The sequence below is a fragment of the Desulfonatronum zhilinae genome, from assembly GCF_900182865.1.
In the GTDB taxonomy this organism is placed as follows: Bacteria; Desulfobacterota; Desulfovibrionia; order Desulfovibrionales; family Desulfonatronaceae; genus Desulfonatronum; species Desulfonatronum lacustre.
Window position 1 is genome coordinate 1 of the sequence record NZ_FXUJ01000018.1, and the last position, 17,490, is coordinate 17,490.

A 17,490-nucleotide genomic window follows, 5' to 3' on the forward strand; every position below is an offset into this window, starting at 1 on the left:
AAGCCTTTCAAGTCGTTACATGGCAAAAACTCCTATTAATCCATTAATTTCAAACAAATACATGTCTTGGCAATGACAATGTTGGGACACTAGTGCCAGCAAACAATGGTGAACAGCTTCCGCATGACGCTGGAAGAGATAGGAACCAAGCTCCTGCCCGGCTACGGCGCGTTGCTCAAGAGCATCACGGATATGTTCGCCGGGTTCGGCTCGATGACGCCGCGGTGATAATCTGAATAACTACGGATTTTCCGGGACACAGCGGATCAATTCCAGGCGCGACCGCTGCATGGGGTCGTCGAAATCCGGGCCTTCCATGGTTTGGACGTCTCGCTTGTCCCGGCCGACGACCTTGCCCAGGGCGTGGAAGGCCAGGTGTCGGCGGACCACCTGCAGGACGTCCCAGGCCACCCTTGCGTTGTCGTGGACCAGTTGGCTGTTGATTCCGTAGTAGGCGTCGCCCCGCAGTTCGGGGAAGAAGATTTCCCTGAAGCGTTGGTCAAAGGCCTGGGCCGCCTGGGCGGCGTCCTCGGGACAGCCCAGGTAACCGGCCACGGCCCAACCCTGCCCGATGGCCAGCCTAGCGTAGAGTTCACAGGCTGTCCGCAGGCTGGACAGTTCGGCGGTGGAAAACGTTGCCGAGGCCCGGTTTTCGGCGTCAACGGGCGCGGCCTGGATTTTTTCGAGGCAGGTCGCGAGGTCTTCGATTTCCTCGGCGCTCGCCGGTGCGGAAGCGGTTGCCTGAACCAGGCGGGTGAAGGCTTCCCGCAAGGCCAGGCACGCTGGATCTTCCGGCTTGCGGTCGAAGCGCTCGGCCATCCTGCTTTCGCCCTCGACATTGCCCCCGTGCCGCGCTGAAAACATTTCACAAACAAAATCGATCTTCAGGTCGCACAACTCCAGTCCCAGAGTCAGGGCGGCGCGCATCACCCCGGCGTGCTCCCTTGAAAATCCGACCAGCCATGTTCTTTCCATAACCACATCCATCCGCGTATCAAAAAAGTCGTTCTTCAACAGTCCGCTCAAAAACCCCAAGTGCAAGGAGCAAAAAAAGCTCAAGGTCGAAGCGTATGTCCTGATACGTGAGAGTTTGAACTTTTTTTAGCGACGCGGCAATTGGGAGTTTTTCAGCGGACTGTTACTCCCCGAGTCCTTGCTCGCCCTGCAACTCCATCCTGGCGGTGAGATAGCCCAGGATGTCCTTCAGGGAGATGATCCCCACCAGATTTTGCCCTTCCATGACCATCATCCGGCTCAAGCCCGCGGCGTTCATCTTCTGGAGCACGTCCACCACGTCCTCTTCCGGGGCTACGGTGTTGACCAGGGAGCAGCGATTCATGACCTCCCGGACCTGGGTCGTCGGCCATTTTTCCCGGGACACCTCCCCGACCTGCCGGGTGGTGATGCATCCGTGGACGCCGTGTTGGTCCCGGACAGGGTAGAACTTGTGATGATAACGATACACATAGTCCTCCACCAACTCCTGCAAGGTGATGGCGCCGGTAACGGTCAGCGGCGGCTTCATCAAGGCCCTGACCCGCTCTCCGGCCAGGGCCTGCTTCACGGCCATGCGCTGATAGGAATTCCGAGCCGCGAAGCGGATGAAAAAGCCGATCAGGCAGTACCACAAGCCGCCGACCAGGTTGCCTGTAAGCACGTTCAGCAGACCGAGCCCGATCAGGACCAGGCCGAAGGTCATGCCGAAGTTGGTCGCGACCCGGGTGGCCCAGAGTTGATCCTTCTTGAACTTCCAGAGCGCGGCCCGCAGAATCCGGCCCCCGTCCATGGGAAAGGCCGGGATCAGGTTGAAAATCGCCAGAATCAGATTGACCAGGGCCAAGTACATGAACACGCTGTTCAGGGCCTCGCCCATGCCGAAGCGGATGCCGGAGTCGTAAATCAGATAAAAGCTCAGGGCCAAAAACAGGCTGGCCAGCGGGCCGGCGATGGCGATCCAGAACTCGCTTTGCGGGGTCTTGGGCTCCTGGGTCATCTCGGCCACGCCGCCGAAGATGAACAGGGTGATGCCCCGGATTTCCACTCCGTATTTCCGGGCCACCCAGGAATGCCAGAATTCATGGAACAGGACGGAGAAAAACAGGCCAAAAGCGCCGATCAGCGCCAATTTCCAGTAATCCAGCGGTTCCAGGCCCTCCAGCACGTGCGGAAAAAAGCCCACGGCCAGGGACCAGGTCACCAGCACCGCGATGACGATCCAGCTCGGGTCCACCTTGAATTCAAAGCCGAACGCCTCAAACAGCTTGAAACTCTTTCCAAACATGCGGTCCTCCTCCCTTTCAGAGCCCGCGGCCTCGAAAACGTAGGAGCACGGCGCGCCGTATCCCTACAAACCGCGCACCCCGGTCCTTCCGGGCCGTTAGGCCGTTTCTCCGAATTCTTCCCGCAGAACTTCCCGAAGCCGATCGAATTCCTTCCATAACTCGGGCATCAATTCGCCGGGCCGTCCAAGATCGCCCCGGGTCGCGGCGTCTTCGACTTCCTTGGCCACCCCCCCCAAGGCCAGGCACCCGGAGTTCAAGGCGATGCCTTTGACCGTGTGGGCGATTTCCCGGACCGTGGTCGAATTTTTGTCGCCAAGAGCCGTCTCCAGTTCATCCAGGTGCCGAGGCACATCCGTAAGAAGCAATGCCGCCAGCTGCCTGGCGACCTGCTCATCGTCGCCGATGCGCTCCATGAGGTTCGCCCTGTCGAACACCGGAACGGACGCCGAGCGGTCCGTCTGAACAGCGCCGAAGTCCTCCAAAACGCCCGGATCGTCTGAATCAGCGTCTGGCGGCGCGGTATCCGGCACAGGCGTCGATGCCCGGCCCGACGTTTCGTCGTCATCGCGCTTCAGCCACTTGCGCAGCATCTGGAGCAGATCCACCGGCTGCAACGGCTTGCTCAGGTAGTCGTTCATCCCGGCCTGAAGGCATCGTTCCCGGTCTCCCTGCATCGCGTGGGCGGTCAGGGCGATGATCGGGATTCTCGTCTCCTGAGATTCTGGAATGCTGGAATGCTGGAATGCAGTATTGGGAGAGGATGGGGGAGTATTGTCCAAGACGGGTTGTTGCGCTGACTGCTCTGTAGAGGCTGAAGTATCAGCGCCTCTTCCCGACTTCTCAATTCCGGCATCCTCGTATTCCAGCATTCCAGCATCTCTTTCCGTCTCCCGACGACGGATCTCCCGCGCGGCCTCCAGCCCGTCCATGACCGGCATCTGGACATCCATGAGGACCAGGTCATAGCTCCGGCTCTCCAGGGTTTCGAGCACTTCCCGACCGTTGGCGACGACGTCCGGCTTGTATCCGAGCCGTTCCAGGATCTTCACGGCGACCATCTGATTGACCGGATTGTCCTCGGCCAAGAGGATTCGCGCCCGTCGCCGACGATCCGTCTCCATGGCCAGCCCGGCTTCGGGATCAAAGGGCCGGGCAGGCTGGAGCGGGCGTCCCGATTCAGGGCCGGTGAGCACCGTCTGCAGGCAGTCGAAAAGCTGCGACTGCCTGACCGGCTTGTGCAGGTACGCGGCAAAGCCGATCTCATCCATGCGCCGAGCGTCGCCATAGACCCCCAACGAGGTCAGCATGATCAGCACGGTGTCGCGCAGGCCCGGGTCCGCCTTGATGGCCATGCCCAGGTTCGCGCCGTCCATTTTCGGCATTTGCATGTCCAGCAGGGCGACCCGAAACGGATCGCCCCCGGCGTGAGCCTGGCGCAAGGCCGCCAACGCCTCTTCCGCCCCCTCGGCCTCATCGCAGCGCAACCCCCACCGGCTGAGCTGCTCCCGAAACACCAGCCGGTTGGTCGCGTTGTCGTCCACGATCAGTGCCCGAACATCCCGCATGTCGCCGAACAAGGACGGTTGAGCCGCGTCGGCCTCCCGCTCCTGCCGACCCAAGGACGCCGTAAACCGGAACGTGGAGCCCTGGCCTTCCGTGCTCTCAACGCCCAGGCTGCCGCCCATCATCTCCACCAGCCGCTTGGAGATGGTCAGCCCCAGGCCGGTCCCGCCGAAATTGCGGGAAACCGAGGCGTCCACCTGATGAAAAGGATCAAAAATCTCGGCGAGTTTTTCTTCTGGAATACCGATGCCCGTGTCCCGCACCGTAAACCGGATCAGGACGCCGTCTTCCGTGGTCCGCTCCAGGGCGACTTCGGTCACCACTTCGCCGACGGCGGTGAATTTGATGGCGTTGCCGCACAGGTTCAACAGAACCTGCCGCAATCGGCCGGGATCGCCGCGCAGCAGGGTGGGCGTCTCGGCGTCGATCCGCAAGACCAGTTCCAAACCCTTTTCGTGCGCCTTGTGGGCCAGGACCTGGATCGTATCCTCCACCGCGGCCCGCAGATCGAAATCCACCTCTTCCAGGTCCAGCCTGTCCGCCTCGATCTTGGAAAAGTCCAGAATGTCGTTGATCAGCGACAACAGGCTTTCGCCGCTGGTCCGGATGATCTCCGCGTAGCCGCGTTGCTCCTCCGTGAGATTCATGTCCAGGAGCAGGCCGGTCATGCCGATCACGCCGTTCATGGGCGTCCTGATCTCGTGGCTCATGTTCGCCAGAAACTGACTCTTGGCCACGTTGGCCGCCTGCGCCGCCATGGCCATGCGCTTGGCCTGCCCCATGGCCTCCTCGAGCCGCGCATTGGCCTGCTGCAACGCTTCCTCGATCTTGCGCCGGTCCGTGACGTCCAGGGAGTATTCAATCACCTGGACCACCTCTCCGGCCTCGTTGAAGATCGGGTAGGCGTGGACGTCGACGATGCGCTTGACGCCTTGCTGGTCGCGATGGGTATGTTCAACGATCGTCGGCTTCCCGGTTTGCTTGACGATCCGCATCGGACATTGCTCCTCCAGGCCGTGGCAGGGATGATCCACCTGGTGGGTCAAGCGATGACAGGTCAGTCCCTCCGGCGGCATGCCGTCGGGCAGCGCGGCCCGGTTGGCCAGTTCGATGGCGTAGGTCTCCGCGTTGATGACGTAAAAGGGATAACTCAGGGAATTGATGATCGTGTGCAGGAAGCGGGCCTGGGCGTCCAGGGCCAGAACGGCCTGTTTGCGCCGTCTCAGGACGTGGACGAGGACGGCGATGATGCCCAGAAGGACGCAAATGCCCAATCCCAGGGACCAGAAGAAATGCTTCGTCCGCCGCTCCATGGCCGCGGCCAGTTCGGCCCTGTCGGTGACGTCCTGGATGATGGAGAACAGGACCGTGGCGTCGCCGAACTTGATGGGCCAGGAGGTCACCTCCACCGTCCGGATCCGGCCGTCGGCCAGGCGATGCTCGAAGACGAAGTAGTTGCGGTCCTGCCGGGCCGCTGCCTCCCGCTCCTGGCGGACTTCCTCGGGAGATGAGGCGTTGATGTCCTGGATGGTCATGGTCCGGAGCAGGGCGCGGGGATACCCGTAGAAATCCGCAGCCGCCCGGTTGGCGTCGATGATCACCCCGGACTCCGGCTCGATCAGCAGCATGACCGAACCGTGTCGGTCGAACATTTCATAGCCGAAAGTGCGCGGCGAGCCCTGTTCCGCCCGAGCGATGCCCGCGCTTCCAGGAATGCCCCCCAAAAGCAGGCTCAGGGCGAGTCCCAGCCAGACAAGCCTTTTGGCGAGGCCTTTCACGCCTCCGCGAATCGGATCAAAAACCGCGATCCCTCGCGGCACGGTGCATCTCCCACCCATCATCCCCCCCGCCTCCACCGGCTGATAAAAGATATCGTCGCACTCGAATGCCTACCGCGACGGTCTGCAAATGACAACCAGCCCAGACCCGCCGACCAGGGCATTTTTGTTATCGAATCACGGGCACTCTGGATCGGTATCGAAATCGAAATCGTGACCGAAATCGATTTCTGGCAACATTCCGATTTCGACAGCGATTTCGATGATTGCCGGCCCCCCCTTGGAGGTTCTCCTTGCCCCCCCTGCAATCTTCCACTCCGAAATTATGGATATTTGCCAGAGAACAAAATGGCCCAGGCCCGCCGGCCCGGATACAAGCCGCCCCGAACGTTCCGATTCTGGAGACGAAAACAAAAAGGCCCCGGATCACTCCGGGGCCTTTTGGTTCAGAATTCGCGACGGAATCTATCGAGCCCGGCTTTCAGCCCCAGCTCGGGACCGGCCCCGGGACTGGCCCTGGGACTGGCCCTGGGACCGACCCTGGGACTGACCCTGGGACTGGCCCTGAGACATCCCTCGCGACGTACCGGACCGACCGTGAAACGATCGGCCTTGGCGGGAACGGTCGCCGTCCCGGTCCCGTTCCGGCTCCACGCTGCCGGGTGCGGCGTAGTCGAAGCCTTCCAGGGTTCGGCGTTCAATCTTGCCGCCGAACTTGCGCTCGATGGCCCGGACCTGCTCGTCGTCCTCACGGGTGACCAGGGACAGGGCCTCCCCGGTGCGCTGGGCTCGACCGGTGCGGCCGATGCGATGGGTATAGCTTTCGGTGGTGTCCGGCATGTCGAAGTTGATCACGTGGGTGATCCGTTCGCAGTCGATGCCCCGGGAGGCGATATCCGTGGCCACCATGATCGTGTACTTGCCGGTGCGCAGGCCGATCATGGCCTCCTGGCGCCGGTTCTGGGACATGTTGCCCTGCAGGAACGTGGCGGCCCAGCCCTTGCCTTCCAGCTTTCTGGCCAGGGACTTGGCCCGGTGCTTGGTCCGGGTAAAGACCAGCATGGTTTCGTGGTCCGTGGACCGCAGCAGTTCTTCCAGCAGCCCGGCCTTGAGATGGCCCGGAACGGGATAAAACGCATGGGAGATGGACGCCTTGCGATCCGTGATCTCGGCCTTCACCTCCACCGGATCGCGCAGATACTCACGGGTCAACTTCCGGATCTCGTCGGGCATGGTCGCGGAAAAAAGCATGGTCTGGCGCTTGCCGGGCAACCGGGAAACGATGCGCCGAATGTCCGGAGCAAAGCCCATGTCCAGCATCCGATCCGCCTCGTCCAGAACCAGGGTGTCCACCTTGGACAGATCCACCAGCTTCTGGTTCATCAGGTCCAGCAAACGACCAGGGCACGCCGTGACGATGGTCGCCCGGCTCAGACTCTTGACCTGGGGGTTCTGGTTCACTCCGCCGAAGACCGCGGCGCAGCGCATCCCGGTTTCAGCGCCCAATTCCACGAAGTTTTCGTGGATCTGCACGGCCAGTTCCCTGGTCGGGGCCAGGACCAAAACCCGGACCGGTCCCTGTTTGGGAACATCCAGAGCGAGCAGTTTCTGTAAAATAGGCAAGGCAAAAGCAGCGGTCTTGCCCGTGCCGGTCTGGGCCAAACCGAGAACGTCCCGCCCTTCCAGCAACGGCGGAATGGCCTGGATCTGGATGGGGGTCGGGACCTGGTATCCGGCGCGAGAAACGCCGACCATGATGCGCTTATCCAGCGCAAAGGCTTCAAAATTCACAATAACTCCAAAATAAAAGAGATGAAAATCCGCAAAACGGCGTGATACGGACTGCGTGCCGAAACTTCGGCGAGGTAGGGGAAAGCTCTGGGCTCGAGAATTCGTTCGGGCTGGACTCTGACCGGCGAGAGGGGGCCGATGGAGGCGACGAAAGAAGATGCTCAATTCCAATCACGCAAGAGCAAGGCCGGACAATATCCACTTTCCGGGGAAAGTAAAGCGGCACGGCTGTAAGCGTTGCGCCAACTCGACGCATTCGAATCGTGAAACCGAGGCAATCCGCTCCCCTTGCCCGGCCCGCGCTCCTTTTGTAAGGAAGCACAGGCGGAACCCTTTCGGTCCAACCAAAAACCGCTCACTCCCGACCCCGACACCCCGCGACAAACCATTTTAAATAGAGAACGTGCTATCACCATGTCAAAAACCGTCTCCCACAAACTGAACCTGCGCAACCTGCACGCCGAGGACTACGCCGATGTCCGGGCCATGATGCAGCGGGTCTACCGAACTGTGGACACTCCCTGGGAAAAATCCCAGATCGAGGCCATGATCCACCGGTTTCCCGAAGGACAGATCTGCATTGAGGACAAGGGCCGGGCCGTGGCCGTGGCCCTGACCATGATGATCGACTACGCGGACTATGTCGGCAAGCACACCTACATGCAGGTGGTGGGCGACGGAACCCTGTCCAACCACGAACCCGAGGGGGACTACCTCTACGGCATCGAGATCATCGTCGATCCCGAATACCAGGGCATGCGTCTGGGCCGCAGACTGTACGACGCCCGCAAGGAACTCTGCGAAAAGCTGAATGTGCGGGGGATCATCGTCGGCGGGCGAATTCCGGGATACCGCAAGTTCAAGGACGAAATCACCCCCCAGGAATACATCAACCGGGTCAAGCGCAAGGAAATCTACGATCCGGTGCTGTCCTTCCAACTCTCCAACGACTTCCACATCAAGCGGCTGCTCAAGAACTACTACCCTACGGATCACCAGTCCGAGGGCAATGCGGTGCTCCTGGAATGGAACAACATCTATTACGAGGCCAAGACCCGACTCATCGGCGGACGCAAGACCGTGGTCCGGCTGGGCGCGGTCCAGTGGCAGATGCGCCGCTTCGCGTCCTTCGACGATTTCCAGCAGCAGGTGGAGTTCTTCGTGGACACGGTTTCAGACTACGGCACGGACCTGGTCCTGTTTCCGGAACTGTTCAACGCCCCGCTGATCGCCCAGTACGAGGACGAGAGTCCGCCCGAGGCCATGCGTCGGCTGGGCGAGTACACCGAGGTGCTGCGCGAGGAGCTGATGCGCCTGGCCCTGGCCTACAACATCAACATCGTCAGCGGCTCGGTGCCGGAGTACCGGGACCACAAACTGTACAACGTCTCCTTTCTCTGCCGCCGGGACGGAACCTGGGACGCCCAATACAAGCTGCACATCACGCCCGAGGAAAATCGCTCCTGGGGCCTGACCGGGGGTGAGGCGCTGAAGACCTTTGATACGGACATCGGCCGGATCGGCATCCTGATCTGCTACGACATCGAATTCCCGGAACTGGCCCGGCTGCTGGTGGAGCGCGGCGCGAACATCCTCCTGGTTCCCTTCTGGACGGACACCAAGAACGCCTATCTGCGGGTGCGCCTTTGCGCCCAGGCCCGGGCCATCGAGAACGAATGCTACGTGGTCATCTCCGGCAGCGTGGGCAACATTCCCAAGGTGGAAACCATGGGCATCCAGTACTCCCAGTCCGCCATCTTCACCCCCTCGGACTTCGCCTTTCCCCACGACGCCATTGCCGCGGAAACCACCCCGAACACGGAAACCACTCTGATCACGGATGTGGACCTGGACCTGCTCAAGGAACTGCGCCGCCAGGGCAGCGTGCGAAACATGAAGAGCCGACGGCGGGACCTGTACCGGCTGAAGTGGATCGGGCATTGAACCACGATCCGCGACAATTCCGATGAAAACCCTGATCCTGGCTGAAAAGCCCTCGGCCGGGCGGGATTTGGCCCGGGTGCTCAAAATCGCCCCGGCCAAGGCCCGTTCCGCGGCCTTTCTGGAGGACGACCGCTACGTGGTGTCCTGGATGATCGGCCATCTGCTGGGCTACGCCTTTCCCGGCGAGCAGAACCCGGCCTGGCTGAAATGGTCCTTCGCCACGCTGCCCATGTTTCCGGAGCGCTTCCTGCTCAAGGAATTGCCGAACACCGCCCGGCAGGTTGAAATCCTGCGCGGCCTGCTGGCCCGGGAGGACGTGGGCGAAATCATCGTGGCCACGGACGCGGGCCGGGAAGGCGAGCTGATCTTTCGCCACCTCTACGATTACCTGGGGTGCGCCAAACCTTTCCGCCGCTTGTGGATTCTGGACAATACCGACGCCGGGATCCGCAAGGCCTTCGCCGAACTGCAACCCGGGGGGCGCTTCGACAACCTGGCCGCCTCGGCCCGGGCCCGCTCGGAGTCCGACTGGCTGGTGGGCATGAACTTTTCCCGGGCCTACACCATCAAGGGCGGGGACAAATTCAGCATCGGCCGGGTCCAGACCCCGGTCCTGGCCCTGTTGGTCCATCGGCGCAAGGCCATTGACGCCTTTGTCTCCGAGCCCTTCTTTACCTGCACGGCTACGCTCTCTTCCCCGCAGTTTCCCCAGGGCGAGCCCTTTCCGGCCCAGGTTCTGGCCCCGCCGGACTTTGCCGCGGACCGGTTCAAGACCAAGCGGGAGGCCCAGGACCAGGCCGCCAAGGTGAACGGCCTGGACGGAGTGGTCGCGACCCTGGAGCAGAAGGACGTGACCATCGCCGCGCCCCTGCTCTACGACCTGACCGCGCTGCAGAAAGAGGCCAACGCCAAGTACGGCTTTTCGGCCAAACAGACCCTGGACATGGCCCAGAAGCTCTACGAAGCGGAAAAGGTGATCACCTACCCGCGTACGGACAGCCGGTACATCACCCAGGAAATCTTCAAGGAAATGCCCCAGCGCCTGGCCGCCCTGCCCAAAGGCTACAAGCCCCTGACCGACCTGGCCCTGGAGCGCCTGAAGTCCGGAGCATCCTTTGCCTGCGTCAACGACGCCAAGGTCACGGACCACTACGCCATTCTGCCCACGGGCAAGACGCCCTCCTCGGGCATGGATCAGCGCCTGAAACAGATCTACGACCTGGTGGCCCGACGGCTCATCGCCGCATTCCTGCCCGCAGCCGGGGTCCGCAACACGAAAATGCTTCTGGACGTGGATGGGCAAAAGCTCCAGGCCGCTGGCAAGGTCTTCCTGGATTCCGGCTGGCTGGTGGCCGAGCCCTGGCGCAAGGGCGACGACGTGGTCCTCCCGGCCCTGGAGCAAGGCAGCCCAATCCATGTGGACGCCACCGAGGTCAAGGCCAGCAAGACCAAGCCCCCATCCCATTTCACGGAAAAAACCCTCCTGGCGGCCATGGAGCGGGGGGATTTCGATACTTCAGGCTCGCAAGCGGGCGACAACCCGACAAGTGCGGAAAACGGCGCCGAGCCGGGATCTGATCGCGAAACCGCGCTGAACTCCCTCATGGGCCTGGAGGACCAATCCCGTCCCGCCCCGGCCGTGGGCATCGGCCGACCCTCCACCCGGGCCGCGATCATCGAACTGCTGGTGGAGCGCGGCTACGTCCGCCGGGACAAGAAGCGCCTCATCGCCACGGACACCGGGATCACCCTGATCGACTTCGTGGAATCCACCGTCCCCCATCTCACCTCGGCCAAGATCACCCATGTCTGGGAAAAAGCCCTGGAGGACATCGCCCAGGGCCGGGACGATCCCCGGGAATTCATCGCCCGAATCAAACAGTTCACCTCCGAAGGCATCAAGATCATGTCCCGCCAACCCAATCGCCCTCGCGTCCCTCGGCCGGACGGTCCACGGGAGACGGGCCCATAGGGACAGAAGGCCGGAACAACCGGCCCAGCCCTTGAATCTCCCCCCCGCACTCCTCTCGCCGATCAAACCTTCCCCGTAACCGACCTGCTTCACCGCCCTCCCAATCCATGGCCCAAATCCCTTGCCATGGTCTTGCGCATTCATTACACACCTTTCAAAAATGGCAAGTCGTCATTTCCGACCGCGAAAAGAATTCGTTTTTACGTCCTCTCAGGCTAGTATCCACGCGGATTAAAGTTCGTCGAGCATGCCTGAGGCGACTTGGTCTTGTACTCTGAAAATGCGGTAGTGCGTGTTTTTTTTGGTTGTGGAGCGTTGACAGATGGCCGCTTTGCCATTTATTCGTCTCCCTGAAGCTACATTTTTGTATCATCAATAAAAAATTGGTTGTCATTTTAGAGCAAATTGAAAAAAATTGTCATTTTTTTGAACCCAGGTCCGCATCCGGACCGCGATCCGGATGCCCATCTCTCCCCCTCTTGCCCCACGAGTAGAATCCATGTGCCGATTGTTCTCCCTGACCAGCTCCGTCCCCATCTCCCCGATGCGGGCCATCGAGGCGCTGGACGTGATGAAGGAAGGTCATGACGGTTCGGGAATCGGTCTGTTTCTGACCGACCTGGCCGGTCCCTTCCAGGACTGCAAGCACCTGCCCATCCTTTCCGGCATCTTCACCCATGCGGGTCTGCGCCGGATGGAAGAATTCATGTCCAGCCAGGGCTTCACGCCCGGATACCGCCTGACCCTGGAGGCCAAGGAATCCCCGCCACCGGGCACCCCGAAACGGGATATCTATCTGTCCCAGGTCTTTGAACCGCCCTCGGCCTGGGCCGATCTGGCCCCGGCCGTGCGCGAACAGGAACTGACCAAGACCCGCCTGGCTTTGCGCCACATGGGCCAGGCCGAGGAAGACATCGTTGTCTTCAGCTTCTGGCCGGACGTGCTGATGATCAAGGAGGTCGGCGATCCCATGGAGATCGGGGCCTATCTGGGGCTGGACCGGGAAGAGGTGTATGCCGGACGGATTCTGGCCCAGGGCCGGCAGAACACCAACTACGGGATCAATCTCTACGCCTGCCACCCCTTTTTCATCCAGGGCGTCTCCACCATGACCAACGGAGAGAACACGGCCTTCGTGCCCATCAAGGAGTACCTGGGCAGCCAGGGCGTGCCGGGATATGAAGGATACCAGTCCGATTCCGAGGTCTTCACCCATATCCTGCACTTCACCCTGAAAGGTCTCGGACTGAGCCTGGAAGCCTACAAGCACGTGATCACCCCGCTCCAGGATGACGACCTGGAAGCCCATCCGGACCGGGACTTTCTGCACACCATGAAACAGGCCTGCCGCCGACTGATCATCGACGGCCCGAACTGCGTGATCGGCTGTTTGCCGGACAAGACCATGTTCATGGTCCAGGACCGCAAGAAATTACGGCCCGGAATCGTCGGCGGACGGCCCGGACTGTACGCCTTTTCCTCCGAGGCCTGCGGCCTGGACGCGGCCATTCCGGATCGCGACAAGTCCAAGGATTTTCAACCCATGCACCTTGACACGGCCATTGTTTCGCCGGACTGTCAGGAGGTACGAATATGCCGGCAAACACAGCCGTTACCCCGTCAACACTAAGCCAGCGGGATCTGCCCTGGCAGATCGACTGGGACATCCAGACCTGCACCCTGTGCGGGCGGTGTACCGCGGTCTGCCCAGTGAACGCCATCGAGTTCGGGACGTTCCGCAAGCGGACCATCTTCACCCCGCCCCTGGGCCTGCTGGACAAGCGGACGCCTGACAAGCCCTCTGGTCAGCAGGACAAGCCCTCGTCCACCTCCAATATCTACTACGGTATCCGCCAGCGCACGGACCCGGCCTATGCCTGCATCGGCTGCGCCATGTGCAACATGGTCTGCCCGAACAACGCCATCAAGCCCCACAAGTCCGAATCCACGGACCTGCTCCGCTTCCACCGCGACCGGGGGGGGCAGCCCAGAACCCGGGGCGGTCGGCGCAATGCCGGAGACAGCGTTCTGGATCAGATCAAGTTCATGCGCATTTCCATGCTCACCGACCCGGCCCTGGATGCCGGCCGCCACGAGTTCGAGCTGCGCACCCTGATCGGACGCATCCTGCCCCCGGCCGAGGCCCTCAAGACCCGGCGGGAGAATGGCTGGATGCCGCCGGTACGGGAAATCTATCCGCTGATGATCGGCTCCATGAGCTTTGGCGCGCTCTCCCCGAACATGTGGGAGGGATTGCAGATGGGCGTGGCCTACCTGAACGAGGAACTGGGCATGCCCGTGCGGATGTGTACGGGAGAGGGCGGCTGTCCGCCCCGGCTGCTCCGCTCCCGGTTCTTGAAGTACGTGATTTTGCAGATCGCCAGCGGCTACTTCGGCTGGGACGAGATCGTTCACGCCATCCCGCACATGAAGGAAGACCCCTGCGCCGTGGAGATCAAGTACGGCCAGGGTGCCAAGCCCGGCGACGGCGGCCTGCTCCAGTGGCACAAGGTCAACCAGCTCATCGCCGCCATCCGCGGCGTACCGCCGGGGGTCAGCCTGCCCAGTCCGCCCACCCATCAGACCAAGTACTCCATCGAAGAGGCCGTGGCCAAGATGATCCAGTCCATGAGCATGGCCTGGGGCTTCAGGGTGCCGGTCTATCCGAAGATCTCGGCCTCCAGCACGTCCCTGGCCGTACTGAACAACCTGACCCGCAATCCTTACGCCGCGGGCTTGGCCATCGACGGCGAGGACGGCGGCACCGGCGCGGCCTACAACGTGTCCATGAACCACATGGGCCACCCCATCGCCTCCAATCTGCGGGACTGCTATCTGAACCTGGTCAAACTGGGCAAACAGAACGAGCTGCCGATCATCGCCGGCGGCGGCACGGGCAAGAACGGCAACCTGGCGGCCAATGCCGCGGCCCTGATCATGCTCGGGGCCAGCGCGGTCCAGATCGGCAAGTACATCATGCAGGCCGCGGCCGGCTGCCTGGGCTCCGAGGGCGACCGCTGCAACATCTGCAACATCGGCCGCTGCCCCAAGGGCATCACCTCCCAGGACCCGCGCCTGTATCGGCGTTTAGACCCGGAACAGGTGGCCGAACGGGTGGTGGACGTGTACGTGGGCTTTGACACGGAACTAAAAAAGATCGTCGCCCCCCTGGGCCGCTCCACCTCCCTGCCCATCGGCATGTCCGACGCCCTGGGCATCGCGGACCGGGCCGCGGCGGAACGGCTGCAGATCAAGTACGTGGTTTAGCGATGCCGCCTTTACCTGGCTTTTATCGAAATCCAAATCGAAATCGCAATCGAAATCGAAAAATATGGCCATCGGACACGAAAAACTCGACGTATATCGCCTCTCGATAAGCTATGTGGCATGGGGATTCGAGAAGGCCGCCAATCTGAGCGGAATCTACCGGACAGCGCGCGATCAATGGCTTCGAGCCAGCCAATCCATACCGCTGAATATTGCCGAAGGAAACGGCAAGACGGCTGAGGCCGACCGCAGGCGATACTTTGAAATCGCCCGCGGATCAGCCCTGGAATGCGCAGCGATCCAGGATGTTCTGGTGATCGGGAAAGCGCTTGCTGATAGCGAAAGCCGTGCACGGAAGGTTGAGCTGGACCGCATGGCCCAAATGCTCAGTGGATTAGGCGGAAGAGGGTATTGCGTAAAGGAAGACCTGGCGGGCCATGGATATGATGAAGTCGATTTCGATTTCGATCACGATTTCGATGGCGATTCCAGAGAAAACAAACCTGAAGAGGCAGAGCAATGAGCAAGGCAAAAACAGTTCACATCGCCGGCAAGGACGAAGCTGGTCGGGTGTCTTCCCGGATTCTGGAGGAGCGCATCCAGGAGGCGGTGCGCGGCGGGGCGTGTAATCTGGAAATCGCCGCGTTCGGCCAGCACGGCATCGGCGGACGGATCTTTCAGCCCCAGGACAAGCCGGTCACCGTTCAGATCACCGGCTCTCCGGGACAGCGCACCGGCTCCATGGGCTCGCCGGGTACGACCATCGAGATTCACGGTCCGGCCTCGGACGACATCGGCTGGCTCAACGCCGGGGCGGAAATCGTGGTCCACGGCTACGCCACCAACGGGGCCTGCAACGCCATGGCCCAGGGCAAGGTCTGGGTGGCCGGGAACATCGGCTCTCGGGGCATGACAATGACCAAGTACAACCCCCGGTTCGCCCATCCGGAACTCTGGGTCCTGGGCTCGGCCGGGGACTATTTCGCCGAGTTCATGGCCGGCGGCGTCGCGGTGATCTGCGGCCACGAGCCCCAGGATCCGCACAACGTCCTGGGCTACCGGCCCTGCGTGGGCATGGTCGGAGGGAAGATCTTCTTTCGCGGCCCGATCCACGGCTACAGCCAGGCCGACGCCAAGCTGATCCCCATTTCCGACGAGGAATGGACTTGGCTGACCGAAAATATGGAACTGTTCCTGGGCAGAATCAAACGCAAACGGTTGCTCAAAAAGCTCACGGTGCGCGAAGAATGGCAGTGCATCGCCGTGCGCACGCCCATGGAAAAGGTCGGGGCCAAGCGCCGCTCCATGGCCCAGTTTCATCGCGACGTCTGGGACAAGGAACTGGGCCGGGGCGGAATGATCGGCGACCTGACCGACCTGGACCGGAGTCCCGTCCCCCTGATCACCACCGGGGATCTGCGCCGCTACGTTCCGGTCTGGGAGCACCGCAAGTACCTGGCCCCCTGCCAGTCCGCCTGCCCCACGGGCATGCCGGTCCAGGAGCGCTGGCGGCTGATCCGCGAGGGCAAGGTGGACGAGGCCGTGGACGTGGCCCTGGCTTTCACCCCTTTTCCGGCCTCCATCTGCGGGTATCTCTGTCCCCATCTGTGCATGCAGGGCTGCACCAAGGGCGTGGCCGGCAACCTCCAGCCCGTGGACATCACTCCGCTGGGCAGAAAGGGGGTATCCTCCAAGCCCCCAAAGCTCCCGGACCTCGGCGGCGCACGGGTGGCTGTCATCGGCGGCGGCCCGGGCGGGATTTCCGTGGCCTGGCAGCTCCGACTCAAGGGTCACGACACCTGGGTCTACGACCTGGAAAAAGTCTTGGGCGGGAAGATGGCCACGGCCATTCCCGAGCAGCGCATTCCCAAGGAGGTTCTGGAGGCGGAGATCGAACGGGTGCGCAAGGTTCTGCCCCACGTGCATCTCCAACAGAACCTGACCCACAAAGAGTTCGACCAGCTCAAGGCGGACTTCGACTACGTGGTCATCGCCACCGGCGCGCAGAAGCCCCGGACCATTCCCATTCCCGGTTCCGAGCGGATCATCCCGGCCCTGACCTTTCTCAAGAACGCCAAGCTGGACAACCAGCCCGTGGGCAAACGCCTCGTGATCATCGGGGCGGGCAACGTGGGCTGCGACGTGGCCACCGTGGCCCACCGCCTGGGCGCGGAGGAGATCACCCTGATCGACATCCAGGAACCGGCCTCCTTCGGCGAGGAGCGCAAGGAGGCCGAACGGGCCGGAGCGGTCTTCCGGTATCCCTGCTTCACCAAGGAGATCACCCCGGAGGGCGTGCTGCTGACCACCGGCGAAGTCATCCCCGCGGACACCGTGGTCATCTCCATCGGCGACCTGCCGGACCTGGGCTTTCTGCCCGAGACCATCGCCGTGGACCGCGGCTTCGTGCTGGTCAACGAAATGGGCCAGACCTCCGACCCCCAGGTCTTCGCCATCGGCGACATCGTCAAACCCGGCCTGCTCACCGACGCCATCGGCGCGGGACGCAAGGCGGCCAGAACCATCGACGAAATGGCTTCGGGCAAGCGCCCCCAGGTGGATTCTGGCTGGCTCAAGGACTATTCCATCGAGTACAGCGAAACCTCGGAGCGCATCGACTACTCCCGGATGACCCTGGAATACTACGACCCCCGGATCACCGAATACAACGACATGGAGCACTGCGCCTCCCAGTGCTCCTCCTGCGGCTCATGCATGGACTGCGGCCTGTGCGACGCGGTCTGCCCCACCGCGGCCATCGAGCGAAAAAACCTGGGCAACGGCAAATACGAACGCGTCTCCAACCCGGACAAATGCATCGGCTGCGGCTTCTGCGGGAAATGCTGCCCGTGCGGAGTCTGGGCTTTGGTCGAGAATACCCCTATGGGTTGAT

General features: G+C 62.0%; 10 protein-coding genes. 6 read left to right on the forward strand and 4 right to left on the reverse strand.

Annotated features, from left to right (window positions below):
• Positions 1 to 240 precede the first annotated feature (240 nt).
• The 4 genes from AC559A_RS13805 to AC559A_RS13820 form a co-directional block, all read right to left on the reverse strand.
• The gene (locus AC559A_RS13805) at positions 241 to 975 is read right to left on the reverse strand and encodes a hypothetical protein (RefSeq protein WP_498818353.1); all 735 of its coding nucleotides are present in this window, start codon (positions 973 to 975) and stop codon (positions 241 to 243) included.
• Between the two features lie 163 nt (positions 976 to 1,138).
• Complete coding sequence (locus AC559A_RS13810) at positions 1,139 to 2,281, reverse strand: site-2 protease family protein (protein ID WP_498818354.1); 1,143 nt, start codon at positions 2,279 to 2,281, stop codon at positions 1,139 to 1,141.
• A 96-nt stretch (positions 2,282 to 2,377) separates the two neighbouring features.
• Entirely contained in the window at positions 2,378 to 5,665 is a 3,288-nt protein-coding gene (locus AC559A_RS13815) for a response regulator (protein ID WP_498818355.1), read from the reverse strand.
• A 423-nt stretch (positions 5,666 to 6,088) separates the two neighbouring features.
• Positions 6,089 to 7,414, reverse strand: coding sequence for a DEAD/DEAH box helicase (locus AC559A_RS13820; protein ID WP_498818356.1), 1,326 nt, complete (start codon positions 7,412 to 7,414; stop codon positions 6,089 to 6,091).
• A gap of 414 nt (positions 7,415 to 7,828) precedes the next feature.
• Here AC559A_RS13820 and AC559A_RS13825 point away from each other — a divergent pair, with 414 nt between their 5' ends.
• From AC559A_RS13825 to AC559A_RS13850, 6 genes are all read left to right on the forward strand, one after another.
• Complete coding sequence (locus AC559A_RS13825; RefSeq protein ID WP_498818357.1) at positions 7,829 to 9,358, forward strand: GNAT family N-acetyltransferase; 1,530 nt, start codon at positions 7,829 to 7,831, stop codon at positions 9,356 to 9,358.
• A gap of 22 nt (positions 9,359 to 9,380) precedes the next feature.
• Positions 9,381 to 11,330, forward strand: coding sequence for a DNA topoisomerase (locus tag AC559A_RS13830; protein WP_498818358.1), 1,950 nt, complete (start codon positions 9,381 to 9,383; stop codon positions 11,328 to 11,330).
• 499 nt (positions 11,331 to 11,829) lie between these two features.
• Positions 11,830 to 12,960: a class II glutamine amidotransferase domain-containing protein gene (locus AC559A_RS13835; protein WP_498818359.1), complete on the forward strand. Its 1,131-nt coding sequence runs from the start codon at positions 11,830 to 11,832 to the stop codon at positions 12,958 to 12,960.
• Positions 12,924 to 14,597, forward strand: coding sequence for a glutamate synthase-related protein (locus AC559A_RS13840; RefSeq protein WP_028571142.1), 1,674 nt, complete (start codon positions 12,924 to 12,926; stop codon positions 14,595 to 14,597). The genes AC559A_RS13835 and AC559A_RS13840 overlap by 37 nt, the downstream gene beginning before the upstream one ends.
• A 64-nt stretch (positions 14,598 to 14,661) precedes the next feature.
• Positions 14,662 to 15,120, forward strand: coding sequence for a four helix bundle protein (locus tag AC559A_RS13845; RefSeq protein WP_498818360.1), 459 nt, complete (start codon positions 14,662 to 14,664; stop codon positions 15,118 to 15,120).
• Positions 15,117 to 17,489 carry an FAD-dependent oxidoreductase gene (locus AC559A_RS13850; RefSeq protein WP_498818361.1) on the forward strand — a complete coding sequence of 791 codons (2,373 nt, stop codon included), beginning with the start codon at positions 15,117 to 15,119 and terminating at the stop codon, positions 17,487 to 17,489. The genes AC559A_RS13845 and AC559A_RS13850 overlap by 4 nt, the downstream gene beginning before the upstream one ends.
• The last annotated feature ends 1 nt before the right edge of the window (position 17,490 follow it).